Below are 17,769 nucleotides of genomic sequence, written 5' to 3'. Positions count from 1 at the left end.
GACGGCGGGAGATGATCGTCGGATGACCATGATCAAGACGACAGGCGGCCGGTTCGCACTCCCGGCCCTGGTGGGGCTGGCGCTGCTGATCACGGGGTGCGGGACGAAGCACGTGGGGAGCACCACCGCCGGGACGGCCGTGGAGTCCCCGGCGAAGCCGCCCGCCCCCACCGTCCCCGCGGACTTCCCCTGCCCCGGCGAGAGCCCGCGCCCGACGCCCACCGCCGCGACCACCTCCGGCCCGCCCGACAAGTGGACGGAGAACAACGGCTTCAAGATCCCCATCCCCCTCCACGGCCAGGCCCGTTGCGACGGCCTCGCAGCCGTGAAGAAGATCCAGGATGCGCTCGAACCGCAGCGCAAGCGCGGCGACTTCGCCCCCGAGACGGCCCGCACCACGCTCACCGGGCTCGGCTACGCGAAGGTGCGGACGTACCAGAACGGCCCGACCGGCGTCGGCTTCCTCATCGCCGCCGGTCCCAGCCTCTGTCTCGAAGGCACGATGGGCGCGGCCACCACCAGCGGGGAGGCGTTCGCCGGCTACCCCGAGGGCAGCATCGACTGCGAGCGCCCGCGCGGCGGCCACTGACGGTCACCGCCACCGGGCGGGGGCGCCCTTGGTCCGTACCGGTCGAACGGTGGGTCCCGACCCGGGGGCCAACGGGCCCCCTCCGCCTCGGTGTTCGCTGCCGGTCGAGGTGCCGGACCTGGGGAAAGACGCGGTCAACGGGCCGTCAAGTTCGCGCGAACGACCTTGTTGGCGTGGCCCCGGCCACCTACCGTCATCACGCCGAGTCGCCGGGCGGCCGTTCCAGGACCCGGCCGACCCGTCGTTTCCGGACGCAGTGCCCCAGGTTCACCCCAGACCGTAGGAGGCCCTTCCGTTGCGTACCCGCACCCGCACCAGCACCCGCAGAAGACTCGCCCTGCTCCTCGGCCCGGCCCTGCTCGGCCTCTCCCTCCTCTCCCCGTTCTCCTCCTCGGCGGCTACGACCCCCGCACTCCCTCAGGGCACCCAGACCGACGCCGCCTACGCCGCGAGCCAGGCCGCCGCCCACGTGACCAACGTCCTCGCCACCGCCCAGCAGACGAGCTGCTACCGCCCCGAGGTGCCGTACACCGTGAACAGCGGCCCCGCCGGGGCCTACAGCGGCATGACGCCCTGCCCGGCCTCCGGTGCGACGACCGGCGAGGACACGGGAGCCGCCGGCCCGTACGCGACGCAGGCGGGCAGCAACCCGGGCTATCCGGCCGCCACGCCGATGCTCGTCAAGGGCCACTCGGAGTCAGACCTGCGCGTCGACCCGACCGACCCCAACCACCTCATCGGCGCGTCCAAGTGGGTCGTCAGCGCCGAGGGATACAACCACCTGCTGGGCTTCTTCGAGTCCCACGACGGCGGCCGCACCTGGCCGGTCCAGGGCCACATCCCCGGCTACGAGGGCTGGACCGACAACACCGACCCCGTCGGTGCGTTCGACACGTGGGGCAACTACTACTCGCTGCTGCTGCCCTACCAGTTCTTCTACAACGCCGACGGTTCGCACGACTTCAGCGTCGGAACCGCCCGGGAGGCCAACCCGGCCGTCCCGTCGCAGGCCATCTCCCTCGCCGTGCGCCCGCACGGCGCGACCGCCGCGACCCAGTGGACCACCACCCACAACGGCCGGCCGGACTACCTCGCGACGTACGACAGCATCGGCAACGGCCCCGACAAGCAGTGGATCACCATCGACACCACGCCGGGCAGCCCGCACCTCAACCGCGTCTACGCGATGTGGGTGGACTTCCACGACCTCACCCCCGTCCCGTACGTGTCGTACGCCGACGCCCGCCCCGACGGCACGCACACCGACTGGTCCGCCCCGCAGGCGCTCCCCGAGCCGCCGTCCACACCGCAGGGCGCCACCTACCTGCTGCCGCACGTGGCCCCCGACGGCACGGTGTACACGACGCTGACCAACTCCGACCCGGCGCACAAGTTCTGCTGCACCACGATCTTCCTGGACGCCTCGCACGACGGCGGGCGGACGTGGTCCACCGTCTCGACCGTCCGGAGCGGCATCACGCCGCCGCCCGGCTCGTACGCCAACACCACGTTCCGCGACGGCATCGAGGACACCTTCACCCTCGGCACGCAGCCGGTGAACGGCCACTACCCGCTCTACTCCGCGTACGAGGACTACGGCACGGGCGTCGTCAACGTCCTCCTGACCGCCTCCTACGACGGCGGCGCGAGCTGGTCGGCCCCGATCCGGGTCAACGACAACGCCGCGCCCGCCGACGAGTTCCAGCCCAACCTGACGACCGGCCCCGACGGCACCGTCAGCGTCGCCTTCTACGACCGCCGCCTCCCGTGCCCGGCCGCCGGTACCCCCGAGGCGGCGGCAGCCGGGCTCGCGCTCGACACCGCCAACGCCAAGAGCCCCGGCGTCGCGCCCTACGGCGCCGCCGACTACTGCGTCAACACGAGCATCCAGTTCTACGACCCGACGCTGAACCCCGTCGGCCACAACATCCGCCTGAGCGCCCACGCCTTCGACCCGCAGCTCGACTCCCCGGTCGAGGGCTCGTCGACGTTCATCGGCGACTACTTCGGCAACACGATCGCCGGTACGGCGGACTACACCACCTCCGTCAGCACCTACGACGACGGCACCAACCCTAACCACCTCCAGCAGCAGCTCGTCACCTCGATCCGGGTGCCGCGCACACAGTCCTGAGCCGGTTCTGGGGGTGTAGCCAGCTACACCCCCAGAACTGAACCCCCGGTCATTGAGCCGCGTCCACCCCCGCTGGTGGAATTGGATCATGAACGCCTCGCACTTCGCCGTCGAACTCCGGGCGGTCCGCCGCACCTACCGCCGCGGACCCGAACCGGTCGTCGGCCTGGACGAGGTGAGTGTCGGGTTCCCCTTCGGCACCTTCACCGCCGTCATGGGCCCGTCCGGCTCCGGCAAGTCGACCCTCCTGCGGTCGGCCGCCGGCCTGGAGCCCATCGACGGCGGCGACGTGCTCGTCGACGGAAGGGCCCTGAACGGCCTGCGCGACAACGAGCTGACGGTGCTGCGCCGCGAGCGGATCGGCTTCGTCTTCCAGTCCTTCAACCTGCTCCCCGCCCTCACCGCCGCCCAGAACGTGGCGCTCCCCGCCAAGCTGGCGGGCCGCCGCCCCGCCGTGGCGGAGGTCGCCGCCGCCCTGGCCGCCGTCGGCCTCGCCGAGCGCGCCGGGCACCGGCCGGGCGAGCTCTCCGGCGGCCAGCAGCAGCGGGTGGCCATCGCCCGCGCGCTGATCACCCGCCCCGCCGTCCTGCTGGCCGACGAGCCCACCGGCGCGCTCGACACCAAGAGCGGCCGTGAGGTCCTCGGCCTGCTGCGCACCATGGCGGACGATCCGAGCCGGGCCGTCGTGATGGTCAGCCACGACCCGGTCGCCGCCGCCCACGCCGACCGCGTCGTCTTCCTGCGCGACGGACGACTCGCCGGCGCGCTGGAGCAGCCGACCGCCGAGCAGGTCGCCGCCCGGATGACGGCCCTGGAGGCCGTGGCATGCTGAGCCTCGCCGTCGCCACCGTCCGCCTGCGCTGGGCCTCGTTCGTCGGCAGCTTCGTCGCGCTGGCCTGCGGCGTCGCCCTGATCGCCACCTCCATCCTGGTCATCGCCGCCACGGCCGGGGTGCCCGAGCAGGCCCGCCAGCGCTTCGCCGGGGCCCCGGTCCTGGTGACCGCAGCGCAGAGCGTCGACTTCACGAGCGTCCACGGCGACACCCAGCCGACGCCCGTCCCTCTCCAGCCGGGCCTGCCGGCCGCCGTGATCGCCGCCGTCGCCGCGACCGGACGGACCGTCGAGGACCACACCTGCTACGCCCAACTGGCCGACGGCCCGCGTGACCAGGTCGGACGCGCCTGGTCGAGCGCGGCCCTCGGCGGCTACCGGCTGAGCGCCGGCACGGCGCCGACCGCCGACGACCAGGTCGTCATCGGCGGGGGCCGCCCCGAGCAGATCGGGCAGCGGGTCCGGTTCGCCACCGCCGACGGCCCGCACGCCGCGACCGTCTCCGGCGTGACCGAGGCGGAGCCCTTCGAGCACGCCGTCTTCTTCACCGACGCCCGGGCCGCCCGGTCCTGCCCCGCGGTCGGTGTGCTGGCCGCCTTCGGCGACGCCGACGCCGTCCGCGCGGCCGTGGCCGCCACCGGCGGCGCCGACGTCGCCACGGTGCTCACCGGCGCCGACCGCCGCCAGGCCGACCCGCACTACGCCGAGGTCAGCAGCCGGCTGGACGACGTCCAGACCCCGCTCGGCCTCTCCGCCGCGGTCTCCGGCGGCACCGCCGTGTTCGTCGTCGGCGCCACCTTCGCGCTGTCGATCGCCCAGCGCCGCCGCGAACTCGCCCTCCTGCGGCTGATCGGCGCCACCCGCAAGCAGCTGCGCCGCCTGGTCCACCGCGAGGCCCTCGTGGTCGGCGTGCTCGCCTCCGCCGCCGGATGCGCGCTCGGCGCGGCCGGGGCGCCGCCGGCCGGTCACTGGCTGATCGGGCACGGCATGGTCCCGGGCGACTTCACCGTGCCGATCACCTGGTGGGCGCTGCTCGTCGCGGGGCTGATCGGGCTGCTCACCGCGATGAGCGGAGTCCTGTTCTCCTCGCTGAAGGCGGGCCTGGTCAGCCCCGGCGAGGCGCTGGCGCAGGCGGACGTCGAACGGCACTCCCGCGGTGCGCGGGCCTTCCGCTGGGCCGGCGGTCTGCTCGTCCTCGGCGGCGCCGTCGCGGCCCTCGTGATCACCGCCCGGCAGTGGCCCGACGCCGCCGCCAACGCCGCCGACTCGCTCTCCCTGCTGCTGGCCGTCGTCGCCGGGTGCGTCCTGCTGGCGGGCGTGCTCGCCGGGCCGGTGCTCCGGCTGCTCACCGCGCTGCCCGGTGTCGCGTCCCGGCTGCGCGGCCGGCCCGCCGGGGACGGCGGCGGCATCGTCTGGGCCACCGCCCGCCAGGGCGCGCTCACCGCCTTCCGTCGCACCGCCGCGACCACCACCCCGGTGGTGCTGATCGTCGCCTTCGCCGGGTGCCTGCTCGGCAGCCTCGACACCATCGACCGGGCGCAGGCCACCGAGGTCCGCAACCAGCTCGCCGCCACCGACCTCGTCGTCACGCCCGCCGGGGCTCCCGGGCTGAACCGGGCCGTGGTGGACCGCGTCCGTGCCGTGCCCGGCGTGCAGGCCCTCGTCATCACCCCGACCTCCGTCATGGCCGAGCAGGACGGCGAGTCCCTCGCCCCCTTCCGCGCCGCCGCGGCCGACCCCGCCGCACTCGCCGCCGTCGACCGCCTGCCGGTGACCGCGGGCTCCGTCGCCGACCTCGGCCCCGAGACGATCGTGCTCTGCCGCACCTGGCCCGGTTCGCCCGCGGTCGGGCAGCGGGTGGCCGTCCGCCTCGCCGACGGCACCCCCAGGACGCTGCGGGTCGCCGCCGTCCTCGGCACCGGCGCCGAGACCGTCCAGGCCTGGGTCACCGGCCCGAACGCCGTCACCGACGGCGTCGGCGGGCCCGCCCTCGCGAGCCGGATCGACCTGCGGCTGCCGTCCGGCACCGACCGGCAGCGGGCGCAGGCGGCCCTGGCGGAGGCCGTCCACGGGCTCGGGGCGCGGCTCGCCACCCCGCAGGACGTCTGGACCTCCGCCACCAACGCCGACGCGGACGCCGCCTGGAACGCCCTGCTGATGATCCTCGGCCTCGCGATCGCCTACGCGGCCATCGCCCTCGCCAACTCGCTCGTCATGACCGTCACCGACCGCCGGCGCGAACTCGCCCTGCTGCGCCTCGCGGGTGCCACCAAGGCGCAGGTGCTGCGGACCGTCGCCGTCGAGACGCTGATGTGCGTGGCGGCGGGCACGGTGATGGGCCTGCTCGGCACGGCCATCAGCGTCGGTGGCTCCTGGTCGGCCCTCACCCACCTCCTCGGCCCGACGCCCGCCGTCGTGCCCTGGGCCACGCTGGGCGCCCTCGCCGCCGCCTGTGCGGCCGTCGCCCTCACGGCGGCCGTCGTCCCGGCCGCACTCGCCCTGCGGGGCCGGGAGGGCGAGGACATCCTGCGCGGCGCGGCGTGAGGGGGGCTCAGGCGGCGGACGGCCGCAGGGGCTTGCGGACGAGGTACGTGAGGCCGAACCCGGATTCGCTCTCCCGGACGTCCTGGTACCCCCGCCGCAGGTAGAACCGGTGGGCGGTGATGGAGGCACCCGCCTCCATGTGCTCGTGCCCGTCGGCCGCCGCCAGCGCCTCGACGTGGTCCATGAGCAGCCGCCCGATCCCGCGCCCGGCCGCGTCCGGATCGACGAACATGCTGTGGACCTTGTTCCCGTCCCGGGAGACCGTCCCCACGACCCCGCCCTCGTCGGCTATGTAGATGTCGCGCCCGGCGGACAACTCGACGAAGCGCGCGGCCGTGAAGTGCCCGCACATCCGGTCGATGACCTCCACCGGATAGTCCTGGCTGTTCACCTCCCGCAGACAGCGCCGCACGATCTCCGCCACCTGCGGAGCATCGTCGGAGCGGAAGGGCCGGATGGCGATCACCACTGCGCCTCCAGGCAGTCGACCGGACGGAAGTCCCTGCCGAGGGTACGCGGCCGGCCCCGTCGGGCGGGTGGGGGTTTCGGTTCCCGGAACCACTCGATGGTGCCATCCGGGCGGCGTGTCCCTGGGATGCGGGTCCGCTTTGGGGTGGGGTGGTCGGCGTCGCCCACCGACCCGCATCCGATACCGGAGGTACCCGCATGTCCACGTCCACCGTCACCACCGTCCTGACCGTCGACGGCATGAGCTGCGGCCACTGCGAGAAGACGGTCAGCGCCGGGCTGTCGGCCCTGCCCGGTGTCACCGACGTCGTCGCCGACGCGCCCTCGGGCCGCGTCACCGTGGCGTCGGCCGAGCCGCTCGACGAGGCGGCGCTGCGCAGTGCGGTCGACGAGGCCGGGTTCACCTTCGTCAGCCGCGTCTGAGCCCTGCTCCGGCTACCGGCCGTGCCGCCGGTAGCCGGGTCGGAACCGCCGGATCAGCCCGCCTCGGCGTCGGGCAGGGTGCGGCTCGTGTAGACGTGGCCCATCCGGAAGCCGACGCCGCGGACCGTGACGATCCAGCCGCTGTGGCCCAACTTGCCGCGCAGCGAGCTCACGTGGGTGTCGAGCGTGCGGCTGGCGCGCGGGCCGAGCGCGTGGGCGGAGGTGTCGTCCCAGATCTCGCTCATCAGGCGGCGGCGCGAGACGACCGTTCCGGGGTGCCGGGCCAGGTAGTACAGGAGGTCGAACTCCTTGCGCGTGAGCTGGACCGGCCGCCCCCGCAGCCGCACCTCGCGGGTGGCGCCGTCGATGGCGACGTCCCCGACGGTCAGCACCCGCGCCGGGACGCCCGGCACGCCGAGGGCCCGGCCGACGCGCCGCATGATCGCTTCGATCCGGGCGAGCAACTCGTGGAACTCGTACGGCTTGTCGAGGCAGTCGTCCGCACCGGCCCGCAGGCCGCGCACCCGGCCGAGGTCGGCCGTCCGGTCGGTGAAGGCGACGATGGGGGTGTCGCTGATGGTGCGGATGCGCCGGCAGACCTCCAGGCCGTCGATGTCGGGGAGCTCCATGTTGAGCAGCATGATGTCCGTGTCGTCGCAGGACTCCAGTGCCGCTGCGCCGCTGGGGGCGGTCGCGACGTCGTAGCCGTGCCGCTCCAGTCTGGCCGCGAGCGCCCGGGAGACGTTTTCCTGGCCTTCCACGATGAGCACCTGCATGATGCCTTCCAAGGTCGGTGGCGTGGTCGTCGAGTTCGCCGGGAACGTGGTGGGGGAATGCCCGGGAAGCGTCAGCCCGTTCGTGGGCAGGCGTGTCCGCAGGGCCGCCGACGCTACGACGGACCTGCGCGGGACACGTGTCGACGTGCCAAGTCCACGATTCCCCCGTTTCGTGTACTCATCACTTGCGCGGGGCGTGTCCGATCACGTCGACCCGCCGGTGCCAATTCGGCCTGGATCGCGGGAAATCGCTACGCCCTGTAGCCATCCTCCCTGTGTCCTGCCACTGCTGACAACACCCCTGTTACGGGTGTCACACAGGGGGTGTCGTCGATCGGCCGCGATGGCGCGCTTTTCGGTCAGCCTCGGAGGAGCGGCCGAGAGGCACGCCGCGCTCGGGACGGCCCTCGGCCCGCAGACGCGCGCCCGGGCCGCCGCCGTCGCGGGCACGGTCCGTGCGGACGGTGCCCGCGGTGGCGGCGGAGCACCTGGGGGAGCTGGTGAGCGGGGGCGCTGAGCGCGCAGGCGATTACGGCGCCGGAGAGGCCGTGGACGCCGGGACGGGCGGGCCGGTGAGCAGGGTGCCCGCCTCGGAGTAGGGCCAGCCGTTCGGCACACAGCCGTGCATGCCCTTGATCTGCTGCATCATCACGGGCGCGGGCGCGCCGGGCGCGGGGCAGTCGACGTGCCCGTTCCCGAGGATGTGGCCGACCTCGTGGTTGATGGCGAGCGCGTGGTAGAGCTCGGGGCGTCCCGCGTAGAACTGCGTGAGGTCCGTCCAGCGCTTGGCGTTGATGACGACCTGCTTGCCCGCCGCGCAGTTGACCGTGCCGCCGGTGTCCAGCCCGTACTGGCCGCAGATCCGGTCCGTGGACCGCGGGGTGGCCAGGTACACCGTGAAGTCCACCGGGTCGGCGCCCATCCGCTGGAAGGACACGGCGCCGCCCGCCGCCCAGCCCTGCCGGACGTCGTCGAGGACGGCGTCCACGTCGGCCGCGAACTGCTCGGGACGCTGCGGCAACCCGTTCTCGACCCGCACCTTGTAGCGGTACAGGCGCTCGCCGGTGCCGGCGCGGTCGGTGCCGCCGGCGGCCGTGGTGAACGCGAGCGGCTTCGGCTCGTGGTGCCACGGCTGCCACCACAGCAGCCCGCCGGTGAGCGCCGCGACCACCACGAGGGCGAGCAGGCCGGTGCGTATTCGGCCGGGAGTCAGGCGGACGGTTGGCATGGACGGAGACCTCCTGGACGTGTGGTTCTGTCACAGAGGACGCTCTCCGTGACGCTCCCGGTTCACCCGGACGGCCCACCGCACCGGCGGGGTGCGGCGGGCCTGCGCGAGGCTGGTGCGAACCGAGGAGGACCCCCTGATGACCCAGGTCCGCGTGCCGGGCCGCACCGCAGCGCTGGCGCGGGCTGTCGGATCGTACGCGTGGCGCTACGTCCGGAGCGCGCCGGGCACGTTCGTGTGGCTGGCGATCCTGCTGTTCAACTCGCTGCTGCTGGAGCGGGTGAGCCCGACGGTCGCCCACCACATCCTGGAGCGGCGCTCGACCAACCTGCACCACCTGGAGGTCTCGCCGGTGCGGGTGCTGCTCACCAGCGCCCTGTGGATCGCGAGCGGCGGCTGGTGGTTCTACTTCCTGCTGTACAACGTCTTCCACGCCCCCGCCGAACGCTGGCTCGGCACCCTGCGCTGGCTCGGCATCGCCCTGGTCGCGCACATCGGCGCGACGTACATCAGCGAGGGCGCGCTGTACTGGGCGATCCAGAACGGGCTGGCACCGCACAGGGCCGTCTACACCCTCGACTACGGCGTGAGCTACGCCCTCGCGGGCATCGTCGCGGTGCTCACCTACGCCCTCGTGCGGCCGTGGCGCCACGTCTACGGGGCGGGCGTGCTCCTCTTCTACGGCTACGGGATGCTGCACGCCCGGGACTTCACCAGCGTCGGGCACTTCACCGCCGTCCTCATCGGCCTCGCCTGCTACCCGTTCACCCGGGACCGCCCCGCCGCGTTCGACCCGGTCGCGGCCGTCCGCACCGCCTGGCGGCGGGTCCGCGCCCACGGGAGCCCCGGCAGGGCCCGGAGCTTCTAGGATCGGAAACGAGACCGCCTCCGCGAGCGCAGCCAGGAAGGCGGGTGGCGCCGATGACACCGAGGGACGGCCCGTGGCCGCGCTACCTGCGCGTGCTGCCGTGGCTGCTGGTCGGCGGTGGCCTGCTGTGGAACGCCATCGACACGACGAACTACTGGGGCGACCCGATGGTGGCCGCCGCGGCCGTCCTGGCGGGGGCGCTGCTGCCCCTGCGGGACACGCTCGCCGTCGCCGCCGCCAATGTCGCGGGCATCGTCCTGCTGTCCTTCCGCGACGGCACGGCGGGTACCGAGGGCGGCTACCTGGAGCTCACGAACACCGTGTTCGCCGCGCTGCTGGGCGTGTGGATCAACCGGGTCGTCGCCCGCCAGGGGCGGCGGCTGGCGACGGTGCGCAGCGTCGCCGAGGCGGCCCAGCTGGCCGTCCTGCCCGCGCCGCCGGAGCGGGCCGGGGAGCTGGCGATGGCCGCGTGTTACCGGGCGGCCGAGACGGAGGCGCTGATCGGCGGCGACGCGTACGCCGTCCAGGAGACCCCGTACGGCGTGCGGCTGATGATCGCGGACGTGCGGGGCAAGGGCCTGCCGGCGGTCGCGACGATGTCGGTGCTGCTCGGGGCGTTCCGGGAGAACGCCTCGCGCGCCCCGGACCTGGTCGCTCTCGCGGACGCGCTGGAGCTGTCGCTGGCCCGTGAGGGCGCGCACCGCGACGACGAGGTGCGGACGGAGGGGTTCAGCACGGCGCTGCTCGTGGAGTTCCCGGCCGGCGCGGACGCCGTGCACGTGCTGAGCTGCGGCCACCCCGGGCCGTACCTGCTGGGCGACCGGGCCGGCCCCGGTGGCGTGCGGCGCCTGGACGCGGCCGATCCCGGCCTGCCGCTCGGCATGGGTGCGCTGGGCCCGGTCCGCTCCGCGCCGGACCGGTGGCCGTTGCCGGCCGGGCACACGCTGCTCCTGGTCACGGACGGCGTCACCGAGGCCAGGGACGGCGCCGGGCGGTTCTACGACCCGGTGGAGGGCCTCGCCCCGCTGGGCCCGTTCGCCGGCCCGGGGGAGGTGCTGGACGCCCTGGCGCGCGACGTGACGGCCTGGACGGGAGGCCCGCGGGACGACGACATGGCCGTCCTCGCCGTCACTCGTCCATGAGTTCTACCCTGGCCCCGTGAGTGTGCACACGACGCTCGACGACGCCACGGCGGCCGACCACGAAGGCCTGGCGACGCTGGTCCGGCTGCTGGCCGGGCGGGGCGTCGTGGTGCTCAGCGGCGCGGGGCTGTCCACCGAGTCCGGCATCCCCGACTACCGGGGCCCCACCGGCAGCCGGCGCCACCGCGCGCCGATGACGTACCAGGAGTTCACCGGCGGCGAGGCGGCCCGCCGCCGGTACTGGGCGCGCAGCCACACCGGCTGGCGCACGATCGCGGCGGCCGAGCCCAACGCCGGCCACCGGGCGGTGGAGCGGCTGCGCCGTTCGGGCCACGTGGCGGCGGTGATCACCCAGAACGTCGACGGCCTGCACCGCGCCGCCGGCACCCGGGCGGCCGTCGAGCTGCACGGCGGCCTGCACCGGGTGGTGTGCCTGGCGTGCGGGCGCACCAGTGCGCGCGAGGAGCTGGACGGGCGGCTGGAGGAGCTGAACCCGGGCTTCCGCGCGGCGGGGGCGGAGGCCCGCCCGGACGGTGACGCCGAGTTGCCGCAGGAGCTGGTCGACGCGTTCCGGGTAGCGCCCTGCGGGGCGTGCGGCGGGGTGCTCAAACCCGATGTCGTGTTCTTCGGCGAGAGCGTGCCCAAACCCCGGGTCGAGCGCTGCTTCGGGCTGGTCGACGCGGGTCAGGCGCTGGTCGTGCTCGGCTCGTCCCTCACCGTGATGTCGGGCCTGCGCTTCGTGCGGCACGCGGCCCGTGCGGGCACCCCGGTGGCGATCGTCAACCAGGGGCCGACCCGCGGCGACGACCTGGCCGCGGCCAGGATCGGCCTGCCGCTGGGCGGCGTCCTGACGGAGGCCGCGAACCGGGTGGGCTGAACCCGGGGCCGTACTTCGTCCTGTTCGCCAAAAGCCCTGCTTGGGGAGACATCGGCGGCGCTTATGGCCTAACCCACTCCTTCGAGTGAGTTTGTCGGTGTGCAGTTGCCCTGCGTACTGGCGCGTTCACCGATCGGTGACCTCAAACGTCCTCACGCGAACCCGAATCGGCGGCAAGAATCTGACGCATCGTCGGATCAACCGATATTCGGGAGGGGACCGCACGTGACCATCGAGGCCGTCCAGCAGAGTCAGCAGAGTCAGCAGAGCCTCAGCACCTCCGCCGCCCGCAACCTCGCCACCACCACCAAGACCGTGCCGCAGATGCTCGGGATCACCCCGCGCTACCTGCTGCGCGCGCTGCCCTGGGTGGACCTGGAGGCCGGGGTCTTCCGCGTCAACCGCCGCCGAGGCTTCATCCTCGGCGACGGGCTGATCAGCACCTACGTCGACGGCTCCGGCGCCAACCGGGTCATCGCCGAGGACCTGCGCGAACTGGCCTTCCTCAGCCAGGTGGACAGTCCGCTGCTCGCCGCGCTCGCCAGCGCCTTCGTCGAGCGCGAGGTCGCGCCCGGCGAGCTCATCGTCGAGGCGGGCGCCCCGGCCGACCAGCTGCACATCATCGCGTTCGGTCGCGCCGAGAAGCGCGCCACCAACGAGTACGGCGCGGACGCCCTGCTGGCCGTCCTCGGCGAGGGCGACTTCTTCGACGGCGCCGAGTGGGCCAACGGCGCCGACACGACCTACCGGGTCAAGGCCGTCAGCGCGTGCACCGTGCTCTCCGTCGACCGCCGCACGCTCGTCGAACTCGCGGACCGGGAGCCCTCGTTGCGCGCCCAGCTGGACGAGTTCGCCGCCGCGTCGGTGCGGCCGTCGACCGACCGCGAGCACCCGATCGACCTCCAGTCGGGCCACGTCGGCGAGCCGTACCTGCCGGAGACCTTCGTGGACTACGAGGAGAGCCCGCGCGAGTACGAGCTCAGCATCGCGCAGACCGTCCTGCGCGTGCACACCCGTGTCGCGGACGTGTACAACTCCGGCATCGACCAGGTCCAGGCGCAGTTGCGGCTGACCGTCGAGGCGCTGCGCGAGCGCCAGGAGTGGGAGATGCTCAACAACGCCGAGTACGGCCTGCTCAACAACGTCGCCGCGAGCCAGCGCGTGCGCACCCGCAAGGGCGCGCCGACGCCGGACGACATGGACGAACTGCTCGCCCGGGTCTGGAAGCAACCCGCGTTCTTCCTCGCGCACCCGCGCGCCATCGCCGCGTTCGGCCGCGAGTGCACCCGGCGCGGGGTGCCGCCGCAGATCGTCGAGCTGTTCGGCAGCCCGTTCCTCACCTGGCGCGGCGTGCCGCTGCTGCCCTCCGACAAGCTCGACCTCAAGGGCTCGGCGAACTCGGCGCCCGGCACCACCAACATCCTGCTGATGCGCGTCGGCGAGGACCGCCAGGGCGTCGTCGGCCTGCGCCCGGCGAAGGTGCCGGACGAGGTCGAGCCGGGCCTCGCGGTGCGGGCGATGGGCGTCGACCGGCAGGCCATCACCTCGTACCTGGTGACGAGTTACTTCTCCACCGCCGCCCTGGTGGACGACGCGGTCGCGGTGCTCCAGAACGTCGAGGTGTCCACCTACCATGACTACTCCTGACGGATCCGGGCGCGGCTCCGGGGCCCACGGACTGGCGGGGCGGCCGCCGTCGGCGAGCGGCAGGACGGGCACGCGGCTCTACTGGGTGCCGGCCGCCGCGAGCCCGTCCACCGCGGCCGCGCCCGCGATGCCGAGCGCGCCCGTGGTGCCCACCGGCGGGTTCGACGTCGAGGCCGTGCGCCGCGAATTCCCGCAGCTGCACCGGGAGGTGAACGGCCACCCGCTCGTCTGGCTGGACAACGGGGCGACCACCCTCAAGCCCCGCCAGGTCGTCGAGGCCGTCGGCGAGCACTACGCGACGAGCACCTCCAACGTCCACCGCGGCGCCCACACCCTCGCCAGGCAGGCCACCCGGATCTACGAGGAGGGCCGCGCCGAGGCCGCCGAGCTGCTCGGCACCCCGGACCCGGACGAGGTCGTCTTCGTCCGCGGCACCACCGAGGCCGTCAACCTCGTGGCGCAGAGCTGGGGCCGGGCCAACCTCGGCGTCGGCGACGAGATCCTCGTCTCGGCCGCCGAGCACCACTCCAACCTGGTGCCCTGGCAGCTGATCGCGAAGGAGAAGCGGGCCCGGGTCGTGCCCGTCCCGCTGCTCCCCGACGGGCAGCTCGACCAGGACGCCTACCGGGACCTGCTGAGCCACCGCACCAAGTTGGTGGCGCTCACCCACGCGTCCAACGTGCTGGGCACCGTCCCGCCGGTCGCGGAGATGACGGCGCTGGCGCACCGGTACGGCGCGCGGGTGCTGGTCGACGGCGCCCAGGCCGTCAGCCACTTCCCGGTCGACGTCAAGGCGCTGGACGCCGACTTCTACGCCTTCTCGGGGCACAAGGTCTTCGCCCCGACCGGCATCGGCGTCCTCTACGGCAAGCGCGACCTGCTGGAGGCCATGCCCCCGTGGCAGGGTGGCGGTAACATGATCGACTCGGTCTCCTTCGACGAGACGACCTACGCGCCCGTCCCGCACCGCCTGGAGGCCGGCACCGGACACATCGCCGGCGTCGCCGGGCTGCGGGCCGCGCTGCGCTACCTGTCCGGCCTCGACCGGCAGGCCGCCACCGCGCACGAGGAGCAGCTCACCGCCTACGCCACGGCCGCGCTGGCCACCGTGCCGGGGCTCCGGCTGATCGGCGACGCGCCGGGGAAGATCGGCGTGCTGACCTTCCTGCTCGCCGGCGTCGACCCGATGGCCGTCGCGGCGCAGCTCGACCAGCAGGGCATCGCCGTCCGCGCCGGCCACCACTGCGCCCAGCCCGCCCTCGCCGCCTACGGGCTGCAGAGCGCGGTCCGCGCGTCGCTGGCCCTCTACAACACCGTCCAGGACGTGGACAGCCTGGTCGGCGCCCTCCAGGGCGTCCAGGCCACCACGGCCGCCTGACCCGCGAACGGGCGGGCACCACCCCTCCGGTGGTGCCCGCCCGTTCGCCGTGCCCCGACGTGATCGCCGCCCGTCAGCCGCCCGTCAGCCGCCCGAGAGCCCCGGCTCCCGGTGCGGGCGGGCCGGGTTGGCGGCGGTCGTATAGAGGATGCAGAGGAGGAACAGTCCGCCGCCCAGGTGCCAGCCCCCGCAGAAGGCGCTGAAGACCCCGCCCAGGAAGTGCGCCACCGCGACGACGGTCAGCCCCGACACCGCACCGCGCTCCCCGGAGCGCGACCGCAGCACGGACGCGACGACGCCCCACGCGCAGAGCCCCGCCCACAGCAGGCCCAGCACGGGGAAGAGCGCGGTGCCGTAGCGCGCGAAGTCGGTCCCGTCGTCGTCCAGGTAGTCCACGCCGCGCATGCTCCACGCCGAGTACGCGATCCAGAGGCTCAGCAGGATCTCGGCGACCAGCGCGACACGGGCCGCGCCGACGGCGAGCCGCACGGCGCCGGGACGGGGAACTCTCACGGGGCGGTGCGCCTCCTGCGGTCGGGTGGGGGGATCGGCCCGGGGAGCGTAGTGGATATCCAAGTCCAAGTAAAGAAAAGTCCTTCGGTCGGCAATGCCGGCCCGGCGGGCCGGCCCCTCCACGGCGCCAGGACGATCCGCAGTCCCGCGGCGGCCGGAATCGGCAGAGGCACGTTTGTATCCGCCGTGTATCGACGGGCGCGTGATCCGGCATCGGTGCCGGTGCTGCGGCCGGGGTGTCCGATGTCTGCGGTATCGTCCCTTTCACGTCCCCGTCCCCGCCCCGCCGACCGTGAAGGAGGCCTCCGTCCCGTGTCCGACGTCCCCCCGGTCCGGGTGCTGCTGGTCGAGGACGACGAGTTGATGCGGCGGGCGTTCACCGTCGCGCTGGAGCGGTACGGGTACGCGATGACGGCGGCGGCGGACGGGCTGACCGGGCTGGAGCTGTTCCGCGAGCGGGAGTTCGACCTGCTGATCCTGGACGTCATGCTGCCCGGACTGGACGGGATCGGCCTGTGCCGCAGGGTGCGGGAGGCGAGTCTGGTGCCCGTGCTGATGATGTCCGCCCGCGGCGACGGGCTCGACGTCGTCGCGGGGCTGGAGGCCGGGGCGGACGACTACGTGGTCAAGCCCGTCGACACGTACGTGCTCGTCGCGCGCATCCGCTCGCTGCTGCGGCGGGCGACGTACGCGCCGGTGTCGGGGCCGCAGTCGCAGCCGGCATCGGTCGAGCCGGCCGACGAGGTGCTCACCTTCGGGGACCTCGCCATCGACACCGCCGGGATGGTCGTGTCCGTCGCCGGGCGGCCCGTCGCGCTGACGCCGACGGAGCTGAAGGTGCTCCTGGAGTTCGCCGCCCGTCCGGGCGTCGTGCTGGAGCGGCACACCCTGCTGCGCGACGTGTGGGACTACGGCTGGGACGGCGACAGCCGGGTGGTCGACCTGTGCGTGCAGCGGCTGCGCCGCAAGCTGGGGCGGGACCGGATCGAGACCGTCCGGGGCTTCGGCTACAAGCTCAGGCGCTGAGCCCGGTGCACCCGCCCCGACGCCCGGGCCCACGCCGGCCCCGACGCCCGCGCCGTACGTCCCTGCGCTGGAAGATCGCGGCGCTGGCCGCCCTCACCGCCTGCCTGGTCGCGGCGGCCGTCGGTGTGCTGGTGCACGTGTGGACCGCGCAGGACATCCGCGACCGCGCCGACGCGCAGGCCTTCAACACCGTCTACTCCGCCATGGACGTCTACCGCCGCACCGGCGCGCTCGCGGACGGCGCCGAGCTCGACCCCGCCGACCTGCCCGCCCCGCTGCGCGACCCGGCCGACGGCGATCGGCACACGGCCTACGACGGGCGCGTCGACGGCAACCTCGGCCCGAGCGTCTGGGGCGCCCAACGCACCGCCGGGCCGGGCAGCCCGCTGCTCGCCGTGCGCATCAACATGAGCTCCGACCTCCACACCCTGGGCCGCCTCGACGTGACTGTCACGGTCGCCTCGCTGATCGCCCTCGCCGCCGCCGTGCCCGTCGCGGTCTACGGCGCCGGGCTGCTCGGCCGCCGCCTGCACCACGTCTCCGAGACCGCGGGCCGGATCACCGCAGGGGACCTCGACGCCCGCACCGGGCCGGCCGGCGGCCGCGACGAGGTCGCCGACATCGCCGTCGCGGTCGACCTCATGGCCGACAGCCTCGGCCGACGCCTGCGCGCCGAACGGCAGTTCACCGCAGACGTGGCCCACGAACTGCGCACCCCGGTGGGCGGCCTGCTCGCCGCCGCCGACCTCCTGCCGCCCGGCGAGACCGAGGACCTGCTGCGCGCCCGCGTGCGCGACCTGCGCGGCCTGGTCGAGGACCTCCTGGAGATCTCCCGCCTCGACGCGGGCGCCGAACTCCCCGTCCGCACCTCGGTGCCGCTCGGCGCCGTCGTCGCGGAGGCGGTCACGCGCACCGGCCTGGACGCCGAAGTCACCCTGGCGGACCGGGAGTTCCGGGTGGAGACCGATCCGCGCCGACTGGAGCGCATCGTCGGCAACCTCGTCGTCAACGCCCACCGCCACGGCGCCGCCCCGGTGCGCGTCCACGTCGACGGCCGGACGGTCACCGTGCGCGACCACGGCCCCGGCTACCCGCCCGATCTGCTGCTCCACGGCCCGCGCCGCTTCCACACCGGCGCCCGCGAACGCGGCACCGGCCACGGCCTCGGCCTGACCATCGCCCTCGGCCAGGCCCGCCTCCTCGGCGCCGACCTCCGCCTGGACAACGCCCCGGACGGCGGCGCCCTCGCGACCCTCCGCCTGCCGCCGCCCGACTGAGGGCCGGCTACGCGATCGCTACAAACGGGCGCGGCCGTCGATACACGA

The 17,769-nt window shown here is 74.1% G+C and carries 16 protein-coding genes; 12 read left to right on the top strand and 4 right to left on the bottom strand.

Annotation, left to right across the window (positions count from 1 at the left end; genetic code table 11):
• Nucleotides 1–22 precede the first annotated feature (22 nt).
• The 4 genes from PUR71_RS25190 (at nucleotide 23) to PUR71_RS25175 (ending at nucleotide 6,098) form a co-directional block, all read left to right on the top strand.
• On the top strand, nucleotides 23–589 hold the full coding sequence (locus PUR71_RS25190; protein ID WP_329929380.1) for a hypothetical protein: 567 nt from the start codon (nucleotides 23–25) through the stop codon (nucleotides 587–589).
• Nucleotides 590–884: 295 nt separating this feature from the next.
• The gene (locus PUR71_RS25185) at nucleotides 885–2,723 is read left to right on the top strand and encodes a sialidase family protein (RefSeq protein WP_329929379.1); all 1,839 of its coding nucleotides are present in this window, start codon (nucleotides 885–887) and stop codon (nucleotides 2,721–2,723) included.
• A gap of 88 nt (nucleotides 2,724–2,811) precedes the next feature.
• Complete coding sequence (locus tag PUR71_RS25180; protein WP_329929378.1) at nucleotides 2,812–3,555, top strand: ABC transporter ATP-binding protein; 744 nt, start codon at nucleotides 2,812–2,814, stop codon at nucleotides 3,553–3,555.
• Entirely contained in the window at nucleotides 3,549–6,098 is a 2,550-nt protein-coding gene (locus tag PUR71_RS25175; protein ID WP_329929377.1) for an FtsX-like permease family protein, read from the top strand. The genes PUR71_RS25180 and PUR71_RS25175 overlap by 7 nt, the downstream gene beginning before the upstream one ends.
• Before the next feature lie 7 nt (nucleotides 6,099–6,105).
• Here PUR71_RS25175 and PUR71_RS25170 read toward each other — a convergent pair whose 3' ends face one another.
• Nucleotides 6,106–6,567, bottom strand: coding sequence for a GNAT family N-acetyltransferase (locus PUR71_RS25170; protein WP_329929376.1), 462 nt, complete (start codon nucleotides 6,565–6,567; stop codon nucleotides 6,106–6,108).
• 197 nt (nucleotides 6,568–6,764) lie between these two features.
• On the opposite strand from PUR71_RS25170, the gene PUR71_RS25165 reads away from it, so the two are divergent.
• Entirely contained in the window at nucleotides 6,765–6,989 is a 225-nt protein-coding gene (locus PUR71_RS25165; RefSeq protein WP_329929375.1) for a heavy-metal-associated domain-containing protein, read from the top strand.
• 53 nt (nucleotides 6,990–7,042) lie between these two features.
• Here the strand turns inward: PUR71_RS25165 and PUR71_RS25160 are convergent, their stop codons facing one another.
• A complete protein-coding gene (locus tag PUR71_RS25160; protein WP_329929374.1) occupies nucleotides 7,043–7,750 on the bottom strand; it encodes a response regulator transcription factor in 708 nt (235 codons plus the stop codon).
• 544 nt (nucleotides 7,751–8,294) lie between these two features.
• Complete coding sequence (locus tag PUR71_RS25155; RefSeq protein ID WP_329929373.1) at nucleotides 8,295–8,993, bottom strand: DUF3152 domain-containing protein; 699 nt, start codon at nucleotides 8,991–8,993, stop codon at nucleotides 8,295–8,297.
• 139 nt (nucleotides 8,994–9,132) lie between these two features.
• On the opposite strand from PUR71_RS25155, the gene PUR71_RS25150 reads away from it, so the two are divergent.
• From PUR71_RS25150 to PUR71_RS25130, 5 genes are all read left to right on the top strand, one after another.
• On the top strand, nucleotides 9,133–9,861 hold the full coding sequence (locus PUR71_RS25150; RefSeq protein WP_329929372.1) for a rhomboid-like protein: 729 nt from the start codon (nucleotides 9,133–9,135) through the stop codon (nucleotides 9,859–9,861).
• A gap of 53 nt (nucleotides 9,862–9,914) precedes the next feature.
• The gene (locus tag PUR71_RS25145; protein ID WP_329929371.1) at nucleotides 9,915–11,003 is read left to right on the top strand and encodes a PP2C family protein-serine/threonine phosphatase; all 1,089 of its coding nucleotides are present in this window, start codon (nucleotides 9,915–9,917) and stop codon (nucleotides 11,001–11,003) included.
• Between the two features lie 22 nt (nucleotides 11,004–11,025).
• Nucleotides 11,026–11,880, top strand: a complete 855-nt coding sequence (locus PUR71_RS25140) for an NAD-dependent protein deacetylase (protein WP_443077574.1) — start codon at nucleotides 11,026–11,028, stop codon at nucleotides 11,878–11,880.
• Between the two features lie 225 nt (nucleotides 11,881–12,105).
• Nucleotides 12,106–13,527, top strand: a complete 1,422-nt coding sequence (locus PUR71_RS25135) for a family 2B encapsulin nanocompartment shell protein (protein ID WP_329929370.1) — start codon at nucleotides 12,106–12,108, stop codon at nucleotides 13,525–13,527.
• The gene (locus PUR71_RS25130) at nucleotides 13,514–14,905 is read left to right on the top strand and encodes a SufS family cysteine desulfurase (RefSeq protein ID WP_329929369.1); all 1,392 of its coding nucleotides are present in this window, start codon (nucleotides 13,514–13,516) and stop codon (nucleotides 14,903–14,905) included. Before PUR71_RS25135 ends, PUR71_RS25130 begins: the two co-directional genes overlap by 14 nt.
• Nucleotides 14,906–14,989: 84 nt before the next feature.
• Here the strand turns inward: PUR71_RS25130 and PUR71_RS25125 are convergent, their stop codons facing one another.
• Nucleotides 14,990–15,418, bottom strand: coding sequence for a hypothetical protein (locus PUR71_RS25125; RefSeq protein ID WP_329929368.1), 429 nt, complete (start codon nucleotides 15,416–15,418; stop codon nucleotides 14,990–14,992).
• 363 nt (nucleotides 15,419–15,781) lie between these two features.
• On the opposite strand from PUR71_RS25125, the gene cseB reads away from it, so the two are divergent.
• Together cseB and PUR71_RS25115 are read left to right on the top strand one after the other, a co-directional pair.
• Nucleotides 15,782–16,444, top strand: coding sequence for a two-component system response regulator CseB (gene cseB / locus PUR71_RS25120; RefSeq protein ID WP_443077573.1), 663 nt, complete (start codon nucleotides 15,782–15,784; stop codon nucleotides 16,442–16,444).
• Nucleotides 16,445–16,449: 5 nt separating this feature from the next.
• Nucleotides 16,450–17,721: a sensor histidine kinase gene (locus PUR71_RS25115; protein ID WP_329929366.1), complete on the top strand. Its 1,272-nt coding sequence runs from the start codon at nucleotides 16,450–16,452 to the stop codon at nucleotides 17,719–17,721.
• Nucleotides 17,722–17,769 lie beyond the last annotated feature (48 nt).

The sequence above is a fragment of the Streptomyces sp. SP17BM10 genome, assembly GCF_036322405.1.
Classification (GTDB): Bacteria; Actinomycetota; Actinomycetes; order Streptomycetales; family Streptomycetaceae; genus Kitasatospora.
Note: the sequence above shows the minus strand (reverse complement) of the source record. Positions and strands in the feature narration are given on the sequence as shown.